Source organism: Pseudomonas fluorescens, assembly GCF_000967965.1.
Lineage (GTDB): Bacteria > Pseudomonadota > Gammaproteobacteria > Pseudomonadales > Pseudomonadaceae > Aquipseudomonas > Aquipseudomonas grandcourensis.
Genome location: NZ_LACC01000022.1, coordinates 98,370 through 117,061, shown reverse-complemented (window position 1 = coordinate 117,061; position 18,692 = coordinate 98,370). Strand labels below are relative to the sequence as shown.

Below are 18,692 nucleotides of genomic sequence, written 5' to 3'. Positions count from 1 at the left end.
GTTGCCACGTGCCTGAGGCACTCCTATTCAGTTCGACGCACGGTAGAGTCCGTGCGCATCGATGTAGGCCAGGACCGCGTCGGGCACCAGGAAACGTACCGACTTACCGCTGGCCAGCAGTTGACGGATCTGGGTGGCGGATACCGCGAGCGGTGTCTGCCAGACGAATGCAATCTGTCCGCTCGGCCCTTTGAGGGCCAACGGGTCGCTCACCGAGCGCGCTGCCAGCAGGTTGCGCAAGGCATCCGGCGGTTCGCTGTCGGCATCCGGGCGTTGCAACACCAGGATATGGCAATGCTGGAGCAACTCTTCCCAGCGGTGCCAAGTGGGCAGGCCGCAAAAAGCGTCCCAGCCCAAAAGCAGAAAAACCTGGTCATCCGCGGCCAGTTCGGCGCGCATCAGTTCCAGGGTATCAATGGTGTAGGACGGTTTGTCCCGCTGCAATTCGCGGGCGTCCACCACCAACGGTGCCACACCGGCCACCGCGCACTCGACCATCGCCAGACGGTCTTTTGCCGACACCTGCGGCTTGTCCCGATGGGGCGGCCGGGCACTGGGTGTCAGGCGCAGTTCATCGAGCGCCAGTGTTTCGGCGACTTCCAGTGCACCGCGCAAATGGCCGATGTGCACCGGGTCGAACGTTCCGCCCAGCACGCCAATGCGGCGAGGGGCTGGCTCGCTGACGGTGACCGGGGCTGACGGGTCGAAGTCGCCCAAGTCAGACCGGCTCCTGTCCGCGCAACTGCCCGTCACCGACCACGATGTACTTCTCGCAGGTCAGTCCTTCGAGGCCCACCGGGCCGCGGGCGTGCAGCTTATCAGTAGAAATGCCGATCTCGGCACCCAATCCGTATTCGAAGCCATCGGCGAAGCATGTCGGGGTATTGATCATCACCGACGAGGAGTCGACTTCAGCCACGAAACGCCGGGTGTCGCCCTGATGTTCGCTGACAATCGAATCGGTGTGATGGGAACCGTAATGATTGATGTGCTCGATGGCTTGGTCCAATCCGTCGACTACGCGGATCGACAGAATCGCCGCCAGGTACTCGGTGCTCCAGTCTTCCTCGGTGGCCGGCACGGCATCGATGATCGCCCGGGTGCGCTCGCAACCGCGCAGTTCGACGCCTTTTTCGCGGAACTGGGCCGCCATCGCCGGCAGGAAATCCTTGGCGACGGTTTGATCCACCAGCAACGTTTCCATGGCACCGCAGATGCCATAACGGTAAGTCTTGGCGTTGAACGCAATGCGCTGGGCCTTGGCCAGGTCGGCGCGCTCACTCACATAAACATGGCAGATGCCGTCCAGATGCTTGATCACCGGTACACGGGCGTCACGGCTGACACGCTCGATCAGACCACGGCCGCCGCGCGGCACGATGACATCGACGTATTCGGGCATGGTGATCAGCGCGCCGACGGCAGCACGATCGGTGGTTTCGACCACTTGCACTACGGCAGCCGGCAAATCGGCCTCGGCCAGGCCACGCTGAATGCAGGCGGCGATGGCGCGATTGGAATGAATGGCCTCGGAACCGCCACGCAGGATGGTCGCGTTACCAGACTTCAGGCACAGGCTCGCGGCATCGATGGTCACGTTCGGCCGCGACTCGTAGATGATTCCGATCACGCCCAATGGCACGCGCATCTTGCCGACCTGAATACCGGACGGACGGAAGCTCATGTCGCGGATCGCGCCGACCGGGTCCGGCAGCGCTGCTACCTGACGCAGGCCGACGATCATGCCGTCGATACGCGCCGGGGTCAGTGCCAGGCGCTCAAGCAGGGCCGGCTCAAGACCATTGGCGCGACCAGCGGCCAAATCCTGTTCATTGGCCGCCGTCAGCTCGGCGCGGGCAGCGTCCAGCGCATTGGCGGCGGCCTGCAGGGCGCGGTTTTTCTGCGCGGTACTGGCACGGCCGATCACGCGGGAAGCTTCGCGGGCAGCGCGACCCAGGCGGGTCATGTAGTCAAGAACGGACTCAGTCATGGTCTGGCGTGGTCTTTGATTAGGTCTTGGTAAAGAGTAAAGCGACAGATTATAGCTGTCGCGCCCACTGACTAACAGCGGTGACGGGCGGATGGTCGAAATGGAGGGCAATTTGCCGATGTTCAGCCGGGATTAAGCTGCAAATTGTTATCATCACGACTCATTCAGCCCTGACAAATGCCGGTCATCATGTCCAACCTGACTGTTCGAGCGTCCGCCGTGAGCCTGCCCACGGGCCTCCCGGACGCGTTTTTCGACCGTGACGCGCAAATTCTGGCCCGGGACTTACTGGGCAAAGTCATTCGCCATCGGGTTGGTGACCTGTGGCTCAGTGCCCGGATCATCGAAACCGAAGCCTATTACTGCGCAGAAAAGGGTAGCCACGCGTCCCTCGGCTATACAGAAAAGCGTAAAGCTTTGTTTCTGGATGGCGGCCACATTTATATGTATTACGCCCGGGGTGGTGATTCGCTGAATTTCAGCGCCCAAGGGCCGGGTAACGCCGTGTTGATCAAATCCGCCTACCCGTGGGTCGATCAATTGAGCGGGCCGGGCAGCCTGGCACAGATGCTATTGAACAATCCCGATGCCCAGGGCCGCCCTCGCCCGTCACAAAAACTCTGCGCCGGGCAAACCCTGCTGTGCAAGGCACTGGGCCTGAAAGTGCCGGCATGGGACGCCAAGCGCTTCGATCATGAGGTGCTGCTGGTAGAACACGTCGGCCAGACCCCTGCCCACATCATCCAGAGCACGCGCCTGGGCATTCCCCACGGACGCGACGAACACCTGATGTACCGTTTTGTCGACGCTGCCTACGCGGCTTATTGCACGCGCAACCCGCTACGACGGGGCCAGGTCGAAGGTCGCGATTATTTTGTGCTGTCCTGAGACTGACCCGGATTTTGAAACTGAAGGAATCCCCTGTGGGAGCGGGCTTGCCCGCGAAGGCGGAGTGTCAGGCGACGTCGATATCGACTGAAAGGGCCTATTCGCGGGCAAGCCCGCTCCCACAGGGGTCAGTGGCGCATTCAAAGTTGCACTTATCCCCTGGAAGCAATTGAACATTTGATGGAGTGGTTTTTATGGGCCTATGGCTCGATAGCGTGACCGGTTGGTTGACGGTCAACCCGCAATGGCTGGCGGCGGCAATATTCCTGGTGGCCTTTGTGGAATGCCTGGCGATTGCCGGGCTGATCGTCCCCGGCACGGTTTTACTGTTCACCGTTGCGGTGCTGGCCGGCAGCGGTGCGTTGCCGCTGAGTGAAACCTTGTTGCTGGGCTTCCTCGCCGGTGTGTTGGGTGACGTGGTTTCGTATTTCCTTGGACGGCATTTTCATCAGAACATCCGGCGCCTACCAGGCTTGCGCCATCATCCGGAGTGGATCGCCGGGGCCGAGGCCTATTTCCAGCGCTATGGCACCGCCAGCCTGCTGGTCGGGCGTTTTATCGGACCATTGCGGCCGATGCTGCCCATGGTCGCCGGCATGTGCGACATGCCCTTCCCACGTTTCATTGCCGTCAGTCTGCTGGCCGGTGCAGGCTGGTCGGTGGCTTATCTGCTGCCAGGCTGGGCTACCGGGGCGGCCATTCGATTGCCATTGCCTGAAGGTTTCTGGACCCAGGCCGGGATCGTTGCCGGCAGCATTGCGGTGATGGTGGGGTTGAGCGCCACCAGCAGCTTGCGCCAGCATCGCAGGTCTACAGCGTTGATCGCTGGCATGAGCTTTCTCATTCTGACGGGGTTGTTCATCGGCTATCCGCACCTTGGCGCCCTCGATCAAGGGTTGATGACCCTGGTGCAGGAGCATCGCAACTCGATGCTTGATGAGGTGGCGGTGGTCTTCACGCTGATCGGCGAATTCCGCAACATGCTGTTGTTCAGCGTGCTGCTGACAGGTTTGCTGCTGCTGATGCGCCAATGGCGCCCGGCGATCTTCACCGCAAGCACCCTGCTCTGCACGGCATTGGCGAACACCGCGACCAAATACCTCTTTGCCCGAATGCGCCCCGAAGTGTTGAGCGATCCGCTCACCAGCTACAGCATGCCCAGCGGCCATGCTTCAGGGTCTTTCGCGCTGTTCCTCGCCCTCGCCGTCCTGGCGGGACGCGGACAACCGCCTCGGATGCGTCTGACCTGGTTATTGGTGGGCTGCCTGCCCGCAACGGCAATTGCGCTTTCGCGGGTTTACCTCGGAGCGCATTGGCCGACAGATGTATTGGCTGGCGCAATGCTGGCGGCGTGTGTCTGCGCGGCGAGCCTGTGGCTCATCCAGCGCAAGGAGCCGCTCAACGCCTTGCCCCCCAAGGTCTGGTGGCTGGTGTTGCCGGCGTTGCTGGCATTGTTCGGCTTCTTCGTGTTGCGGCATTTGCCGCATACGATGCTGCGGTATGCGTATTAGCAAAAGCGCCTGTCAGGCAAACAACTCCCCCTGCAACTCATCCAGCAACGCCTGAATCGCATCCAGTCGTTGCTGCGGATCATCGAGTTGCAGCAGGTCGATCTTGTCCAGTTCAGCGAAAGGCAACAGGTACGCCAACTGATTGGCCAGCGACTGCTGGCCGGTCGCTTCGGTGCCCATGTTCAAGGCTTCAACCATTGGGTGTTCCGCCAGGGCCTTGAGCAATGCCACCAGATCGGCGTCCTCATCCTGCAGTGGCTGCTCCGGTTCGTCTTCCAGCCACTCGACCTCGGCGACGGTCAACTGATCGCGCTGGACTTCCGTTCGCAATACATGGAATCGCCGTCCACCCTGAACCCGAATCCCCAGCAGACCGTTGTCCTGCTGTTTGAAATCGGTAATCAGCGCTTCACAGCCCACCAGCGCGTAGCCGGCCGGAGCGATCCCGACCTCTTCACCCTCGAGGATGCATACCACGCCGAAACCACCGCCCTGCTTCATGCAGCGGCCGATCATGTCCAGATAGCGCGCCTCGAAAATCTGCAAATCGAGGATGCAGCCTGGAAACAGCACTGTATTGAGCGGAAAAAGCGGCAGACTCATAGACATTTCCTTACACCACCATCGACACCGCCAACGGCAGGAACACCGCCGTGGCCACGCCCATCAAACTCATCGCCAGCGCCGCGAAGGCGCCGCACTCTTCACTTTCCTGCATCGCCACCGCCGTGCCGACCGCGTGGGCCGTCATGCCCAGCGCCATACCCCTGGCTTCCGGGCTATGCACGCCCAGCCTGGTTAACAGGGCTGGACCGAAAATCGCCCCGATCACGCCAGTAATCAAGACGAACACCGCTGCCAACGCCGCGACACCACCGATCTGCTCGGCCACCAACATAGCGATAGGCGAGGTCACCGATTTCGGCGCCATGGTCATCAGGATCATATGTTCGGCACCGAACGACCAGCCCAGCAACACGCCCATCCCCGTGGCCACCACCCCACCTATCACCAGCGTAGTAAATATCGGCCAGAACAACTGCCGAATCCGTCGCAGGTTGAGATAAAGCGGCACCGCCAGGGCGACAGTGGCAGGGCCGAGCAGGATGCTGAGAATCTCGGTGCTCTTGCGGTACTCGGCGTAAGTCAGGCCGCAGCCCACCAGCACGCCGATCACCAGCAACATGGAGACCAACACCGGCTGCAAAAAGATCCAGCGGGTTTTCTCGAATGCCGCCAGGACGAGTTGATAGGCGCCAAGGGTAATGCCGATACCAAACAAGGGATGATGAATCACCGACGTCCAGGCGCCGTGCCAGTCGAAGATCATTGGCTGTCCTCGGAGTGAGCATGACCCTTGACCATGCGTTGCATCAGCACCCCGGCGAAGGCCATGGAAAGCAGCAGCGACAACACCAGCGCACCGACAATGGCCCAGAAGTCCGCCGCGATGTCAGCGGCGTAGACCATCACGCCCACGGCCGGCGGCACCAGCAACAGCGGCAGGTAGCGCAGCAGGCTGCTGGCCGCCAGGTTCAGCGGCTCGCCGACCTGTCCGCGACAGATGAGGTACACCAGCAATAGCAGCAACCCCACAATCGGTCCCGGCAGCACCGGCAAGAACAAATGATTGATCGCAGTACCGAGCAATTGGAACAGCACCAGCCACGTCAGGCCCCGTAACAACATCAAAGATCTCCCGCAAAATCCGTCACCCGCATTGGCCAGGCATTATAAGCATGCTCGCGCTATAGACCGGCATTCGCCAAAAGCATGGTCAGTTGACCGGAGCGTTTGGCCATGTTGATCTAAAGTGGTAAGCCGGGAGGTCAGATCCCCGCAAGCCAAAACCATAAAACCGATGAACCCAAGGAGAGTCTCAATGCCCTATGTTCCAGTTGCAGAGCTCAAAGATTATGTCGGCAAGGAACTTGGACGTTCCGAATGGCTCACCATCGATCAGGACCGCATCAACCTGTTCGCTGAAGCCACAGGGGATTTTCAGTTCATCCACGTCGACCCGGTCAAGGCCGCGCAAACGCCATTTGGCAGCACCATCGCTCATGGTTTCCTGTCGTTATCACTGATCCCGAAACTGATGGAAGACATCCTCGTCATGCCCGAAGGCTTGAAGATGGTGGTCAACTACGGCCTCGACAGCGTGCGCTTCATCCAGCCGGTCAAGGTCAATTCGAAAGTGCGTCTGAAGGTCGACCTGACCGAAGTCATCGAGAAGAAACCCGGCCAATGGCTGCTCAAGGCCACCACCACCCTGGAAATCGAAGGTTCGGACAAACCGGCGTACATCGCCGAACCCCTGTCCCTGTGCTTCGTATAAACCGTCCTGGATGCGAAGCAGCTCACGCTGTTTCGCGCCCTCTGCCGGTACCTCGCCCTGTATAAGGGCACATAGCTGCGGCATACTCCCTCGCCTAATTGCCCGGAATCCGCTATGCGCCCACTTGCACTCCTCGCCTTGACCCTGATGCTCACCGCTTGCGGCAACGGCGAATCGCCATTGCCTCCTGACGCACGCCTACCCGACGGCGGACGCTATCGCGGTGACCTGGTCAATGGCTTGCTGCAAGGCAAGGGGCGTATCGACTACCCGAACGGCAGCTGGTACGCCGGCGAATTCGACAAGGGCCAGTGGCAAGGCCAGGGCGAATGGCATGGCAGCAATGGCGAAGTCTATCGCGGGCAGTTCAATCAGGGACTGTTCGACGGCCAGGGGGCACTGACCACCAACGCCAGCAGCTACAGCGGCGGCTTCAAGGCCGGCCGGCGCAACGGCGAAGGTACCCTCAAAGAAAACGGCATGAGCTATCGCGGAGAGTTCAAGGCCGATCAATACGCCGGCCTGGGTCGCCTCGAACTCGAAGACGGCAGCTCCTATCAGGGCCAGTTCGCCCACGGCAAACCCAATGGCGAAGGACAACGCGGCGACGGCAACGGCAATCAGTTCACCGGGCACTTCGTCGACGGCCAACTGGAAGGCAACGGGACTTTCAACAGCGCCGACGGCGACATGTATGTCGGCGGCTTCAAGAACAATCAACTGCACGGCAAGGGCCGCTACGAAAACGCCGACGGCGATGTCTGGCTGGGCCAGTTCAAGGAAGGCTCGCTGAACGGCAAGGGTGAGTTGATCGGCACTGACGGCAGCCACTACATCGGCCAGTTCAATGACTGGCGCTTTTCCGGCCAGGGCCGGCTGAACCTGTCCGACGGCAGCTTTTACACCGGCCAGTTCGACAACGACAGTTACCAGGGGCGCGGCACATTGGTGTTGACCGATGGCACCGTGCTCAGCGGCACCTGGATCAACGGCCAGCGTGTACGCGACGCCGAGGGCAAATTATTGCCCGACACCCTGGAGCTCGGCCTGCTGGCCCAGGGGCGCCTGCTCGACGCAGCGCTGGCCAACGTTCCACCCTCGACCCCGGCGGTGGAGCTGTATTCGTTGACCCTGGGTGGCGACGGCAAGCAAAGCGTGTTTCTGCGCGAATCCGACTACGTCGCCAACATGCTCAGCACCCGTTTTGGCACCCTTGGCCAGATCCGTCTGGTGAACCATCGTGACCACCTCGCCGACCGCCCGATGGCCACCCGGGAAAACCTGCGCCGGGCTGCCCTGACGCTGGCCGAACGCAGCGGTCCGGAAGACCTGATTTTCATCTACCTGACCAGCCACGGCACCAGCGAACACGAACTGGTGCTGGACCAGCCACGCATGGAATTGGCCGATCTGCCGGCCGACGAATTGGCCGCTGTTCTCGCCCCCCTGAAAAACCGCGACAAGATCATCGTGATTTCGTCCTGCTACTCCGGCGGTTTCATTCCCGCCCTCAAGGATGAACGGACCCTGATCATGACGGCCTCGCGAGCCGACCGAGTGTCCTTCGGTTGCTCGGAGGAAGCCAACTTCACTTACTTCGGCGACGCCCTGTTCGCCCAGGCCCTGAACCAGACCGATGACCTGGAACAAGCCTTCAAACTGGCCAAGGCCACTGTCGCCGAACGTGAGCTGGCAGACGGATTCGAAGCGTCCGAACCACAGATCTGGGCACCGAAAACCGTGCTCTCGCATTGGCAGTTACTGCGCAAACAGCAGGCACGAAAAGCCCTGCAAAGTGCGTCCATCGAAAGCAAGGATGCAAACAGCAACTAAGCTGAATAGTATCAAGGGAGAAACACTATGTACTTGACGCCTCAGCACGTATTGCTTGCCGGAGCCACCGGGCTGACCGGTGAGCATCTGCTTGATCGCCTGCTTAACGAGCCAACGATTACCCGGGTATTGGCCCCCTCACGCCGGCCGCTGGCCAAGCACCCGCACCTTGAAAACCCCGTCGGCAATCCGGCGGAGTTTCTGCCGCAGTTGAACGGCCGTGTCGACATCGCCTACTGCTGCCTGGGCACCACCATCAAACAGGCGGGCTCGGAACAGGCGTTCCGCGCGGTGGACCTGGACATGGTCGTGGCCTTTGCCAAACGCGCACGGGAGATGGGCGCACGGCACCTGATCGTGATCAGTGCTCTGGGAGCCGATCGCAGATCCTCGATTTTCTACAACCGGGTCAAAGGCGAGATGGAGTACGCATTGCGCGCGCAGGACTGGCCGCAGCTGACAATCTGCCGCCCTTCGCTGTTGCTGGGTGATCGCACTGAACCGCGACTGGGCGAGAAGTTCGCCGGTCCGTTGTCTCGGCTGATCCCTGGCAAATACCATGGTATCGAGGCATGCCAACTGGCTCGCGCGATGTGGCGTCTGGCGCTGGAAGAGCAGGACGGGGTCAGGGTTGTCGAGTCGGATGAGCTGCGCAAACTCGGCAAGTGATCCGCGGACCTGTGGCGAGGGGGCTTGCCCCCGTTGGGTCGCGAAGCGGCCCTCTTCGTTTGTTCAGTAACACTGAGTCGCACCGGATTACGACTGCTGCGCAGCCGAACGTGGCGGTGCGGCGTTCCGACAAGCCCCCTCGCCACAAAAGCGCTATACCTACAAACCACCCGTCGCCTGAAAACTCACCCCTATCACCGTCAGTAATGACAGCGGCAACAGCAGCGTGTCGAGCAACGCACTCGCCGGCAGATCAACGCCCGGGTAGCTCGGCGCTTCCGCGCCGAAACGGTCCATGGCGCAGCACCCACCGTTCATCGCGTACAAATCCAGACGAGTTCCCGAGTACACCACCGGCGCCCCCGGCTTGGCCGCATCGAGGGTGCGCGCCGTGGCGCACCCGGCCAATTGCAGCGCCAGCACCATCACCAGCAACTTATTCATCGCTGGTCAGATGATGCTCGCCCCAGCGCGGCAACATGTCCTGAGGAATATTCAGCAGGTTAAGGATCCGTGCCACGACGAAATCGATCAGGTCGTCGATGGTTTGCGGCTGATGATAGAAGCCCGGTGATGCCGGCAGGATTGTCACGCCCATGTTCGACAACTTGAGCATGTGCTCCAGGTGAATGCTCGAATACGGCGCTTCACGGGGCACCAGGATCAACTGCCGACGCTCTTTGAGCGTCACATCGGCGGCCCGTTCGATCAGGTTGTTGCAGGCGCCGGTAGCGATGGCCGACAACGTGCCCGTGGAACACGGCACCACCACCATTGCCGCTGGCGCGCCGGAGCCCGAAGCCACCGGCGACATCCAGTCTTCCTTGCCGTACACCCGAATCTGCCCGGCGGCAGCCCCCGTGTATTCGGTGAGGAACGCCTGCATCATCTGCGGCTTGGCCGGCAGCGTGACGTCGGTTTCGGTGGCCATCACCAACTGCGCGGCCTTGGAAATCATGAAGTGCACTTCACGATCTTCCCGCACCAGACAGTCGAGCAGGCGCAAACCGTACTGGGCGCCTGAAGCGCCGGTCATCGCCAGGGTGATGCGGTCCGGGCCGTTGTTCATTTAAGCGCCTCGGCCAGTTTGCCGTGCAGGCCGCCGAAGCCGCCGTTGCTCATGATCACCACGTGGGTGCCGGGCCGGGCCTGGCTTTTCACGCGCTCGATGATGCCTTCCAGGGAGTCGCTGACAATCGACGGCACGGTGCACAGCGCCGCGGTGCCCGCCAGATCCCAGCCGAGGTTGGCCGGTGCGTACCAGATCACCTGATCGGCATCGACCACGCTTTCCGGCAATCCGTCTCGGTGTGCGCCAAGCTTCATGGAGTTGGAACGCGGCTCGATGATCGCAATCAACGGTGCATCGCCGATGCGCTTGCGCAGGCCATCCAGCGTGGTGGCGATGGCAGTCGGGTGGTGAGCGAAGTCGTCATAAATGGTGATGCCACCGACTTCCGCGACTTTTTCCATCCGGCGCTTCACGCTTTTGAAAGCGCTCAACGCGGCGATGCCCATGGACGGCACCACACCGACGTGGCGTGCAGCAGCCAGGGTCGCCAGGGCGTTGGCGACGTTGTGCTGGCCAGTCATGTCCCACTCGACCACGCCCTGGGCGACACCTTCGAACATCACTTCGAACTTCGAGCCATCTTCACTGAGCAGCTTGACCTGCCACTGACCGCCGGCACCGGTGGTTTGCACCGGCGTCCAGCAACCCATCTCGATCACGCGCTGCAAGGCCGGCTCAGTGGTCGGATGAATCACCAAGCCTTCGCTCGGGATGGTCCGCACCAAGTGATGGAACTGCCGCTCGATGGCCGGCAGGTCCGGGAAGATGTCCGCGTGATCAAATTCAAGGTTGTTCAGGATTGCCGTGCGCGGGCGGTAGTGCACGAACTTGGAGCGCTTGTCGAAGAACGCACTGTCGTACTCGTCGGCTTCAATGACGAAGAACGGCGTATCGCCCAGGCGCGCCGACACCGAGAAGTTTTGCGGCACGCCGCCAATCAGGAAGCCCGGGGCCATGCCCGCGTGCTCCAGCACCCAGGCCAGCATGCTGCTGGTGGTGGTCTTGCCGTGCGTACCGGCAACCGCCAGCACCCAGCGACCTTGCAGCACGTGATCGGCCAGCCATTGCGGGCCGGAGACGTAAGGCAGGCCTTTGTTCAGCACGTACTCCACAGCCGGGTTGCCCCGGGACATGGCGTTGCCGATCACCACCAGATCAGGGGCCGGATCGAGTTGCGCCGGGTCATAGCCTTGGGTCAATTCAATGCCCTGGGCTTGCAGCTGAGTGCTCATCGGCGGATAGACGTTGGCATCGGAGCCCGTCACGTGATGGCCCAACTCCTTGGCCAGAACCGCCATTGACCCCATGAAAGTGCCGCAGATACCAAGAATATGAATGTGCATAGTCGACCTCGTAAAACATGGCCGCAGGTTAGCTTAGGGAGGGGAAAATCGCACCTTGTGTTTCAGTATATGAAGACGCCTTCGCGAGCAGGCTCGCTCCCACAAGGCCTGCGCAGACCCTGTGAGAGCGAACCTGCTCGCGAAGGGCGCGACACGGTCTACCGGGCAATCCCGTGTTTACGCAGCTTCCGATAGAGGGTGTTTCGACTGACCCCCAACTGCTCAGCCGTGTGAGTCATATGCCAGCGCGTCTGCCCCAGCGCCGTGAGCAACGCCAGCCGTTCGGCATCTTCCAGTGGATGCTCCGATGGCTCCTCGATAGCCTGTGCCACCGCCGGCCTGGCCGAACGAATCATCGCCGGCAAATCCTCCAGCCCGATCCGCCCGCCCTCACACAACGCCGACAACGTACGCAGCACATTTCGCAACTGCCGCACGTTGCCCGGCCAGGCAAACCCCAATAAGGCCTCCCGCGCCGGCCCGTCGATCAACACCGTTTCTCCGCCCGCTTCCTCGGCCAGCAAAAAATCGAGCAACCGAGATTTGTCGCTGCGATCACGCAAGGCCGGCAACGCGACTTCCAGCCCGTTGAGGCGGTAATACAAATCCTCACGGAAGCTGCCGCCCTGCACACGATCCAGCAAGTTGCGGTGAGTGGCGCTGATAATCCGCACATTCACCGCTTCCGGTTCGCCACCGATCGGCACCACTTGCCGGTCTTCCAGCACCCTCAGCAAGCGCGTCTGCAAGGCCAGTGGCATGTCACCGATTTCATCGAGGAACAACGTCCCGCCGTCGGCCTGTTGCAACTTGCCGCGCATGCCTTCTTTGCGCGCACCGGTAAAGCTGCCGCCGCGATATCCGAACAGCTCGCTTTCGATCAGGCTTTCGGGAATGGCCGCGCAATTGAGGGCGACAAAGGCTTTCTCCGCCCGCTGGCTGGCGTGGTGCACCGCTTTGGCAAAGGCCTCCTTGCCGGACCCGGTTTCGCCGTTGATCAGCAGCGGCACGTCGCGCTCATAGACGCGCAAGGCCTTGCGGAAGTCCGCCTGCAACGTCGCGTCATCCAGGCAAATGCCCGACAGGCGCGGCGCTTGTGCAACCTTGGCCGCTGGCACCATCGGAATCGGCAGCGGTCGCCGTGCCTCACCGCGCAATACCGCGAACAGCTTGCGACCATCACGGGTGCGCAACGGCCAACTGGCGGCGGCATTGGTGCTCGCGCGTCCGAGCAACTCATCGAGCGAGCAATCGAAAAACGCCTCAACCGGCTTACCCAGCAACCCGCCACGAATATGTCCCAACAGGTTCAGCGCACTCTGATTGACCGCGCAAATGCGCCCTTCCCCGTCGAACGCCAGCAACCCTTCGCTGAACAAACCGACGGACTCGGCCTGCAAGTGAAAACGCAGCAACCATTGATTGTCGAAGCAGCGCAGGAAGTAGCAACTCTCGATCATCTTCGCCGACAGATTGACCAGCGCCATGGTGTGGAACTGGCTTTGCCGCGACACATCACGCCGCGCCGACGACACGTCGAGCACCGCCAGCAATTCGCCATGGGGATCGAAGACCGGGCTCGCCGAGCAGGTCAGGCCGGTGTGGCGGCCGCGAAAGTGTTCGTCCTGATGGATGGTCAGCGACTGACGTTCCACCAGGCAGGTGCCGATACCATTGGTGCCTTCGCAGGCCTCGCTCCAGTCGGCACCAAGCCAGAGGCCGGCACGCTCGAAAATCTGCCGCTCGGAGGGCGCGGTGACGCAGTTGAGGATCACGCCGCGGGCGTCGGTCAGCAGCACAGCATGGCCGGCGCCGGAGAGTTGTTGATGCAGGCTGGTCATTTCATTGCCGGCGATGTGCAGCACTTGCTGCAAGCGTTCGCGGCTTTCCAGGACACGGCCGTGTTCCAGCACCGTCGGCGCGATGCTCAGGGCCGGATCGAGGTGATAGTCCTCAAGGCAGCGCAGCCAGGAACGGGCGATGGACGGATCACTGCCAGGACCGTGGAGGTGGGTCTTGCCCTGAGTCACCGTCAATACTTGCTGGGCATGGCGACTCAAATGATTGTCGTGCATTTCTTATTATTCTCCCCGGGGCTCGGCGTCCCGTGCATGAGGTGATGCCGAGCATCCTCCAGCCCGGCCCGCATTGCAATGCCTGCAAGACCGGTTGGTCACGAGCTGTGCCACAAAGGGTACAAAGTGTCACCATGGCTGTACCGAAAGCGTCACAGGCGCTGCCCGCCCGTCCGACAAAAACCTCGCAAGGCCTTGATTTACCTGACATGCAAGGCACTGGCCCGGCCCTTGCTCTACGCTTAAAGCAAGCGCACATGCGCGACTCCCTATAAGCACAAAAGCAAGGAGAGACCACCATGCGTTACGCTCACCCCGGTACTGAAGGCGCTATCGTTTCGTTCAAAGCCAAATACGGTAACTACATCGGCGGCGAGTTCGTCGCGCCTGTCAAAGGTCAGTACTTCACCAATACCTCGCCAGTGAATGGCCAACCGATTGCCGAATTCCCCCGTTCCACGGCCGAAGACATCGACAAGGCCCTGGACGCTGCCCACGCCGCTGCCGATGCCTGGGGCGCCACGTCCGCCCAGGCGCGCTCGCTGGTGCTGCTGAAAATCGCCGACCGCATCGAACAGAACCTGGAGCTGCTGGCGATCACCGAGTCCTGGGACAACGGCAAAGCCGTGCGTGAAACCCTCAACGCCGACATCCCGCTGGCCGCCGACCACTTCCGCTACTTCGCCGGCTGCATTCGCGCTCAGGAAGGCAGTGCTGCTGAAATCGACGGCAACACAGTGGCCTATCACATCCATGAACCCCTGGGCGTGGTCGGGCAGATCATCCCGTGGAACTTCCCGATCCTGATGGCCGCCTGGAAACTCGCCCCGGCTCTCGCCGCTGGCAACTGCGTGGTACTCAAACCCGCCGAGCAAACCCCGCTGGGCATCACCGTGCTGCTCGAACTGATCGGCGACCTGCTGCCACCCGGCGTGCTGAACATCGTCCAGGGTTTCGGTCGCGAAGCCGGCGAAGCGCTGGCCACCAGCAAGCGCATCGCCAAGATCGCTTTCACCGGCTCGACCCCGGTCGGCTCGCACATCATGAAATGCGCGGCGGAAAACATCATTCCGTCCACTGTTGAACTGGGTGGCAAGTCGCCAAACATCTTCTTCGAAGACATCATGAAGGCCGAACCGTCCTTCATCGAGAAGGCCGCCGAAGGCCTGGTGCTGGCGTTCTTCAACCAGGGCGAAGTCTGCACCTGCCCATCCCGCGCCCTGGTGCAAGAGTCGATCTACGACGAATTCATGCAAGTGGTGATGAAGAAGGTCCTGCAAATCAAGCGTGGCGACCCGCTGGATACCGACACCATGGTCGGCGCCCAGGCGTCCGAGCAGCAATTCGACAAAATCCTTTCGTACCTGGAAATCGCCAAGGGCGAAGGCGCCGAGCTGCTGACTGGCGGCAAGGTGGAAAAACTCGAGGGTAGCCTGGCAAGCGGGTATTACATCCAGCCGACCCTGCTCAAGGGCACCAACAAAATGCGCGTGTTCCAGGAAGAAATCTTTGGCCCGGTGGTGAGCATCACCACCTTCAAGGACGAAGCTGAAGCCCTGGCCATCGCCAACGACACCGAGTTCGGCCTGGGTGCCGGCCTCTGGACCCGCGATATCAACCGCGCCTACCGCATGGGCCGTGCCATCAAGGCCGGCCGGGTGTGGACCAACTGCTACCACCTGTACCCGGCGCACGCCGCGTTCGGTGGTTACAAGAAGTCCGGCGTCGGTCGTGAAACCCACAAGATGATGCTCGACCACTATCAGCAGACCAAAAACCTGCTGGTGAGCTACGACATCAATCCGCTGGGCTTCTTCTAAAAACCGGGGGCGACACAGGTGTTTCTGTGTCGCCCTTTCTACCGCCTTCGCGAGCAAGCCCGCTCCCACAGGTTTTTGTGGTGAATCCACCTTTTGAGACCTGACACAGAACCCTGTGGGAGCGAGCTTGCTCGCGATGGCATCCTAAATGACTCAACACTCAAGGCCTGGCCGCTCTGGCACGGGCCTTGCCTACCCATCATTCAGGATTTGCACCCAACCCGTCGTACCCGAAAGTCCAAAAGATCGAACAATAAAAATTAGAGAGGACTTATGACTACTTCTTCCACACAGCTCAAACCCACACTCGGCACCCTGCATTTATGGGGTATTGCCGTCGGCCTGGTGATTTCCGGCGAGTACTTCGGCTGGAGTTACGGCTGGGGCACCGCAGGCACGCTGGGTTTTCTCGTCACCGCGTTGATGGTGGCGACGATGTACACCTGCTTCATCTTCAGCTTCACCGAACTGACGACGGCGATTCCCCACGCTGGCGGACCGTTTGCCTACAGCCGCCGGGCCTTTGGTGAGAAAGGCGGGTTGATCGCCGGCATCGCCACCCTGATCGAATTCGTCTTTGCGCCACCGGCCATCGCCATGGCCATCGGCGCCTACCTCAACGTGCAATACCCGGAACTTGACCCGAAAATCGCCGCTGTTGGCGCCTATTTCGTGTTCATGGGCCTGAACATCCTCGGCGTCAGCATCGCGGCCACCTTCGAGTTGGTGGTCACTGTGCTGGCGGTCGCCGAATTGCTGGTGTTCATGGGCGTGGTCGCCCCGGGCTTCAGCTTCAGTAACTTCGTACTCAATGGCTGGTCCGGTTCGAACGAGTTCACGATGGGCTCGATTCCCGGTATTTTCGCCGCCATTCCCTTCGCGATCTGGTTCTTCCTCGCCATCGAAGGCGCGGCCATGGCCGCCGAGGAAGCCAAGGACCCGAAACGCACGATCCCCAAGGCCTACGTCAGCGGCATTCTGACCCTGGTGTTCCTGGCCATCGGCGTGATGGTGATGGCCGGCGGCGTCGGCGACTGGCGTCAATTGTCGAACATCAACGATCCGTTGCCCCAGGCGATGAAAGCCGTGGTCGGCAATAATTCGACCTGGATGCACATGCTGGTATGGATCGGTCTGTTCGGCCTGGTGGCGAGCTTCCACGGGATCATTCTTGGCTATTCCCGGCAGTTCTTCGCCCTGGCTCGCGCCGGTTACTTGCCCAAAGGCCTGGCCAAACTCTCGCGCTTCCAGACGCCGCATCGGGCGATTCTGGCCGGTGGCGTGATCGGCATCGCGGCGATCTACAGCGACGGCCTGGTCAACCTGCAAGGCATGACCCTGACGGCGGCGATGATCACCATGTCGGTATTCGGCGCCATCGTGATGTACATCATCAGTATGCTGAGCCTGTTCAAGCTGCGTAAGACGGAACCGAACCTGGAGCGCACCTTCCGCGCGCCGGGCTATCCGATCGTGCCGGGGATCGCGTTGTTCCTGGCGGTGGTGTGCCTGGTGGCGATGGCCTGGTTCAACACCCTGATCGGCCTGGTTTTCCTCGGCTTCATGGTTGCCGGTTACCTGTACTTCCAGTTGACCGCCAAGCAACGTTCCGAGGCACCGGCAGACGCTATGCTCGAAGGTATATGAATGCACCGGCGCCGGGCCCCGAGCCTGGCGCCTGCATTATTGAAGTGCATGCAATTCCCCACAGAAAAGCGGATCGAATTTTTGAATTGATCAGGAGGCCCCGCCCCATGGCCGTATATGCCCATTCCGTCGGCGCCCAGACCTATCGCTTCGACAGCCTCAAGGATGTGATGGCCAAGGCCAGTCCGGCGCGTTCCGGGGATTTTCTGGCCGGTGTCGCGGCCCTCAATGACGGCGAGCGCGTCGCGGCACAGATGACTTTGGCCGACATCCCGCTATCCCACTTCCTGCAGGAAGTGTTGATTCCCTATGAGTCCGATGAAGTCACCCGACTGATCATCGACACCCACGACAAACAAGCCTTCGCGGTCGTCAGCCACCTTACCGTCGGCGGCTTTCGCGACTGGCTGCTCAGCGATGCCGCCGACGAGCCGGTCCTGCGCGCCCTCGCCCCCGGCCTGACTCCGGAAATGGCCGCCGCCGTGTCGAAGATCATGCGTGTGCAGGATCTGGTGCTGGTGGCGCAGAAAATCCGCGTGGTCACGCAGTTTCGCGGCACCCTGGGCCTGCGCGGTCGCCTGTCCACGCGCTTGCAACCGAATCACCCCACCGACGAACCGGCCGGCATCGCCGCGAGCATTCTCGACGGCCTGCTGCACGGCAACGGCGATGCCATGATCGGCATCAACCCGGCCACCGACAGCATCGCCTCGATCTGCGCCATGCTGGAGATGCTCGACGCAATCATCCAGCGCTACGAAATCCCGACCCAGGCTTGCGTGCTGACCCATGTCACCACGTCGATCGAAGCGGTAAATCGCGGTGTACCGCTGGACCTGGTGTTCCAGTCGATCGCCGGCACCGAAGCGGCCAACGCCAGTTTCGGCATCAACCTCAATATATTGCAGGAAGGTTACGACGCAGGATTGAGCCTCAATCGCGGCACGCTGGGCCAGAACCTGATGTACTTCGAAACCGGCCAGGGCAGCGCCCTGTCGGCCAACGCCCACCATGGCGTCGATCAGCAAACCTGCGAAACCCGGGCCTATGCCGTGGCGCGGCATTTCAAACCGTTCCTGGTCAACACAGTCGTAGGCTTCATTGGCCCGGAATACCTGTACAACGGCAAACAGATCATCCGCGCCGGCCTGGAAGACCACTTCTGCGGCAAATTGCTCGGTGTGCCCATGGGTTGCGACATCTGCTACACCAACCACGCCGAAGCCGACCAGGACGACATGGACACCCTGCTGACCCTCCTGGGCGTCGCCGGGATCAACTTCATCATGGGCATCCCCGGCTCCGACGACATCATGCTCAATTACCAGACCACCTCGTTCCACGATGCGCTCTACGCCCGACAGACCCTGGGGTTGAAGCCCGCTCCGGAATTCGAACAGTGGCTGGCGAAAATGGGCATTTTCACTCAAGCCGATGGCCGGGTTCTCTTCGGCGACAGCCTGCCGCCAGCCTTCCGGCAGGCCTTGGCGCAACTGGGATGAGCAT

General features: G+C 61.3%; 17 protein-coding genes. 8 read left to right on the top strand and 9 right to left on the bottom strand.

Annotated elements, in window-relative coordinates; translation table 11 throughout:
• Nucleotides 1-27: 27 nt before the first annotated feature.
• Both nadD and VC35_RS17440 read right to left on the bottom strand, forming a co-directional pair.
• Complete coding sequence (nadD, locus tag VC35_RS17445; protein ID WP_046041678.1) at nucleotides 28-717, bottom strand: nicotinate-nucleotide adenylyltransferase; 690 nt, start codon at nucleotides 715-717, stop codon at nucleotides 28-30.
• 1 nt (nucleotide 718) lies between these two features.
• Nucleotides 719-1,990, bottom strand: coding sequence for a glutamate-5-semialdehyde dehydrogenase (locus VC35_RS17440; RefSeq protein ID WP_046041677.1), 1,272 nt, complete (start codon nucleotides 1,988-1,990; stop codon nucleotides 719-721).
• A gap of 189 nt (nucleotides 1,991-2,179) precedes the next feature.
• Here VC35_RS17440 and VC35_RS17435 point away from each other — a divergent pair, with 189 nt between their 5' ends.
• Entirely contained in the window at nucleotides 2,180-2,878 is a 699-nt protein-coding gene (locus VC35_RS17435; protein ID WP_046041833.1) for a DNA-3-methyladenine glycosylase, read from the top strand.
• Nucleotides 2,879-3,072: 194 nt separating this feature from the next.
• Nucleotides 3,073-4,389: a bifunctional DedA family/phosphatase PAP2 family protein gene (locus VC35_RS17430; protein WP_046041676.1), complete on the top strand. Its 1,317-nt coding sequence runs from the start codon at nucleotides 3,073-3,075 to the stop codon at nucleotides 4,387-4,389.
• A 12-nt stretch (nucleotides 4,390-4,401) separates the two neighbouring features.
• Here the strand turns inward: VC35_RS17430 and VC35_RS17425 are convergent, their stop codons facing one another.
• From VC35_RS17425 to VC35_RS17415, 3 genes are read right to left on the bottom strand one after another with little or no spacing between them, the layout of a single operon-like run.
• Complete coding sequence (locus VC35_RS17425) at nucleotides 4,402-4,992, bottom strand: LON peptidase substrate-binding domain-containing protein (RefSeq protein ID WP_046041675.1); 591 nt, start codon at nucleotides 4,990-4,992, stop codon at nucleotides 4,402-4,404.
• A 10-nt stretch (nucleotides 4,993-5,002) separates the two neighbouring features.
• A complete protein-coding gene (locus VC35_RS17420; RefSeq protein WP_046041674.1) occupies nucleotides 5,003-5,719 on the bottom strand; it encodes an LrgB family protein in 717 nt (238 codons plus the stop codon).
• Complete coding sequence (locus tag VC35_RS17415) at nucleotides 5,716-6,078, bottom strand: CidA/LrgA family protein (RefSeq protein WP_046041673.1); 363 nt, start codon at nucleotides 6,076-6,078, stop codon at nucleotides 5,716-5,718. The genes VC35_RS17420 and VC35_RS17415 overlap by 4 nt, the downstream gene beginning before the upstream one ends.
• A gap of 193 nt (nucleotides 6,079-6,271) precedes the next feature.
• On the opposite strand from VC35_RS17415, the gene VC35_RS17410 reads away from it, so the two are divergent.
• From VC35_RS17410 to VC35_RS17400, 3 genes are all read left to right on the top strand, one after another.
• Nucleotides 6,272-6,727, top strand: a complete 456-nt coding sequence (locus VC35_RS17410) for a MaoC family dehydratase (RefSeq protein ID WP_046041672.1) — start codon at nucleotides 6,272-6,274, stop codon at nucleotides 6,725-6,727.
• 114 nt (nucleotides 6,728-6,841) lie between these two features.
• Nucleotides 6,842-8,560, top strand: coding sequence for a C13 family peptidase (locus tag VC35_RS17405; protein WP_046041671.1), 1,719 nt, complete (start codon nucleotides 6,842-6,844; stop codon nucleotides 8,558-8,560).
• Between the two features lie 27 nt (nucleotides 8,561-8,587).
• On the top strand, nucleotides 8,588-9,229 hold the full coding sequence (locus VC35_RS17400) for an oxidoreductase (protein WP_046041670.1): 642 nt from the start codon (nucleotides 8,588-8,590) through the stop codon (nucleotides 9,227-9,229).
• Nucleotides 9,230-9,388: 159 nt separating this feature from the next.
• On the opposite strand, the gene VC35_RS17395 is transcribed toward VC35_RS17400, so the two are convergent.
• The 4 genes from VC35_RS17395 to VC35_RS17380 form a co-directional block, all read right to left on the bottom strand.
• Nucleotides 9,389-9,673 carry a YceK/YidQ family lipoprotein gene (locus tag VC35_RS17395; protein ID WP_046041669.1) on the bottom strand — a complete coding sequence of 95 codons (285 nt, stop codon included), beginning with the start codon at nucleotides 9,671-9,673 and terminating at the stop codon, nucleotides 9,389-9,391.
• Nucleotides 9,666-10,298: a flavin prenyltransferase UbiX gene (ubiX, locus tag VC35_RS17390; RefSeq protein WP_046041668.1), complete on the bottom strand. Its 633-nt coding sequence runs from the start codon at nucleotides 10,296-10,298 to the stop codon at nucleotides 9,666-9,668. The genes VC35_RS17395 and ubiX overlap by 8 nt, the downstream gene beginning before the upstream one ends.
• A complete protein-coding gene (mpl, locus tag VC35_RS17385) occupies nucleotides 10,295-11,644 on the bottom strand; it encodes a UDP-N-acetylmuramate:L-alanyl-gamma-D-glutamyl-meso-diaminopimelate ligase (protein WP_046041667.1) in 1,350 nt (449 codons plus the stop codon). The genes ubiX and mpl overlap by 4 nt, the downstream gene beginning before the upstream one ends.
• A gap of 158 nt (nucleotides 11,645-11,802) precedes the next feature.
• Complete coding sequence (locus VC35_RS17380) at nucleotides 11,803-13,719, bottom strand: sigma-54-dependent Fis family transcriptional regulator (RefSeq protein WP_046041666.1); 1,917 nt, start codon at nucleotides 13,717-13,719, stop codon at nucleotides 11,803-11,805.
• Between the two features lie 299 nt (nucleotides 13,720-14,018).
• Between VC35_RS17380 and exaC the strand changes: the two genes are divergently transcribed.
• The 3 genes from exaC (at nucleotide 14,019) to VC35_RS17365 (ending at nucleotide 18,688) form a co-directional block, all read left to right on the top strand.
• Entirely contained in the window at nucleotides 14,019-15,539 is a 1,521-nt protein-coding gene (gene exaC / locus VC35_RS17375; protein WP_046041665.1) for an acetaldehyde dehydrogenase ExaC, read from the top strand.
• Between the two features lie 273 nt (nucleotides 15,540-15,812).
• Complete coding sequence (eat, locus tag VC35_RS17370) at nucleotides 15,813-17,186, top strand: ethanolamine permease (protein WP_008052345.1); 1,374 nt, start codon at nucleotides 15,813-15,815, stop codon at nucleotides 17,184-17,186.
• 107 nt (nucleotides 17,187-17,293) lie between these two features.
• Complete coding sequence (locus tag VC35_RS17365; protein ID WP_046041664.1) at nucleotides 17,294-18,688, top strand: ethanolamine ammonia-lyase subunit EutB; 1,395 nt, start codon at nucleotides 17,294-17,296, stop codon at nucleotides 18,686-18,688.
• The last annotated feature ends 4 nt before the right edge of the window (nucleotides 18,689-18,692 follow it).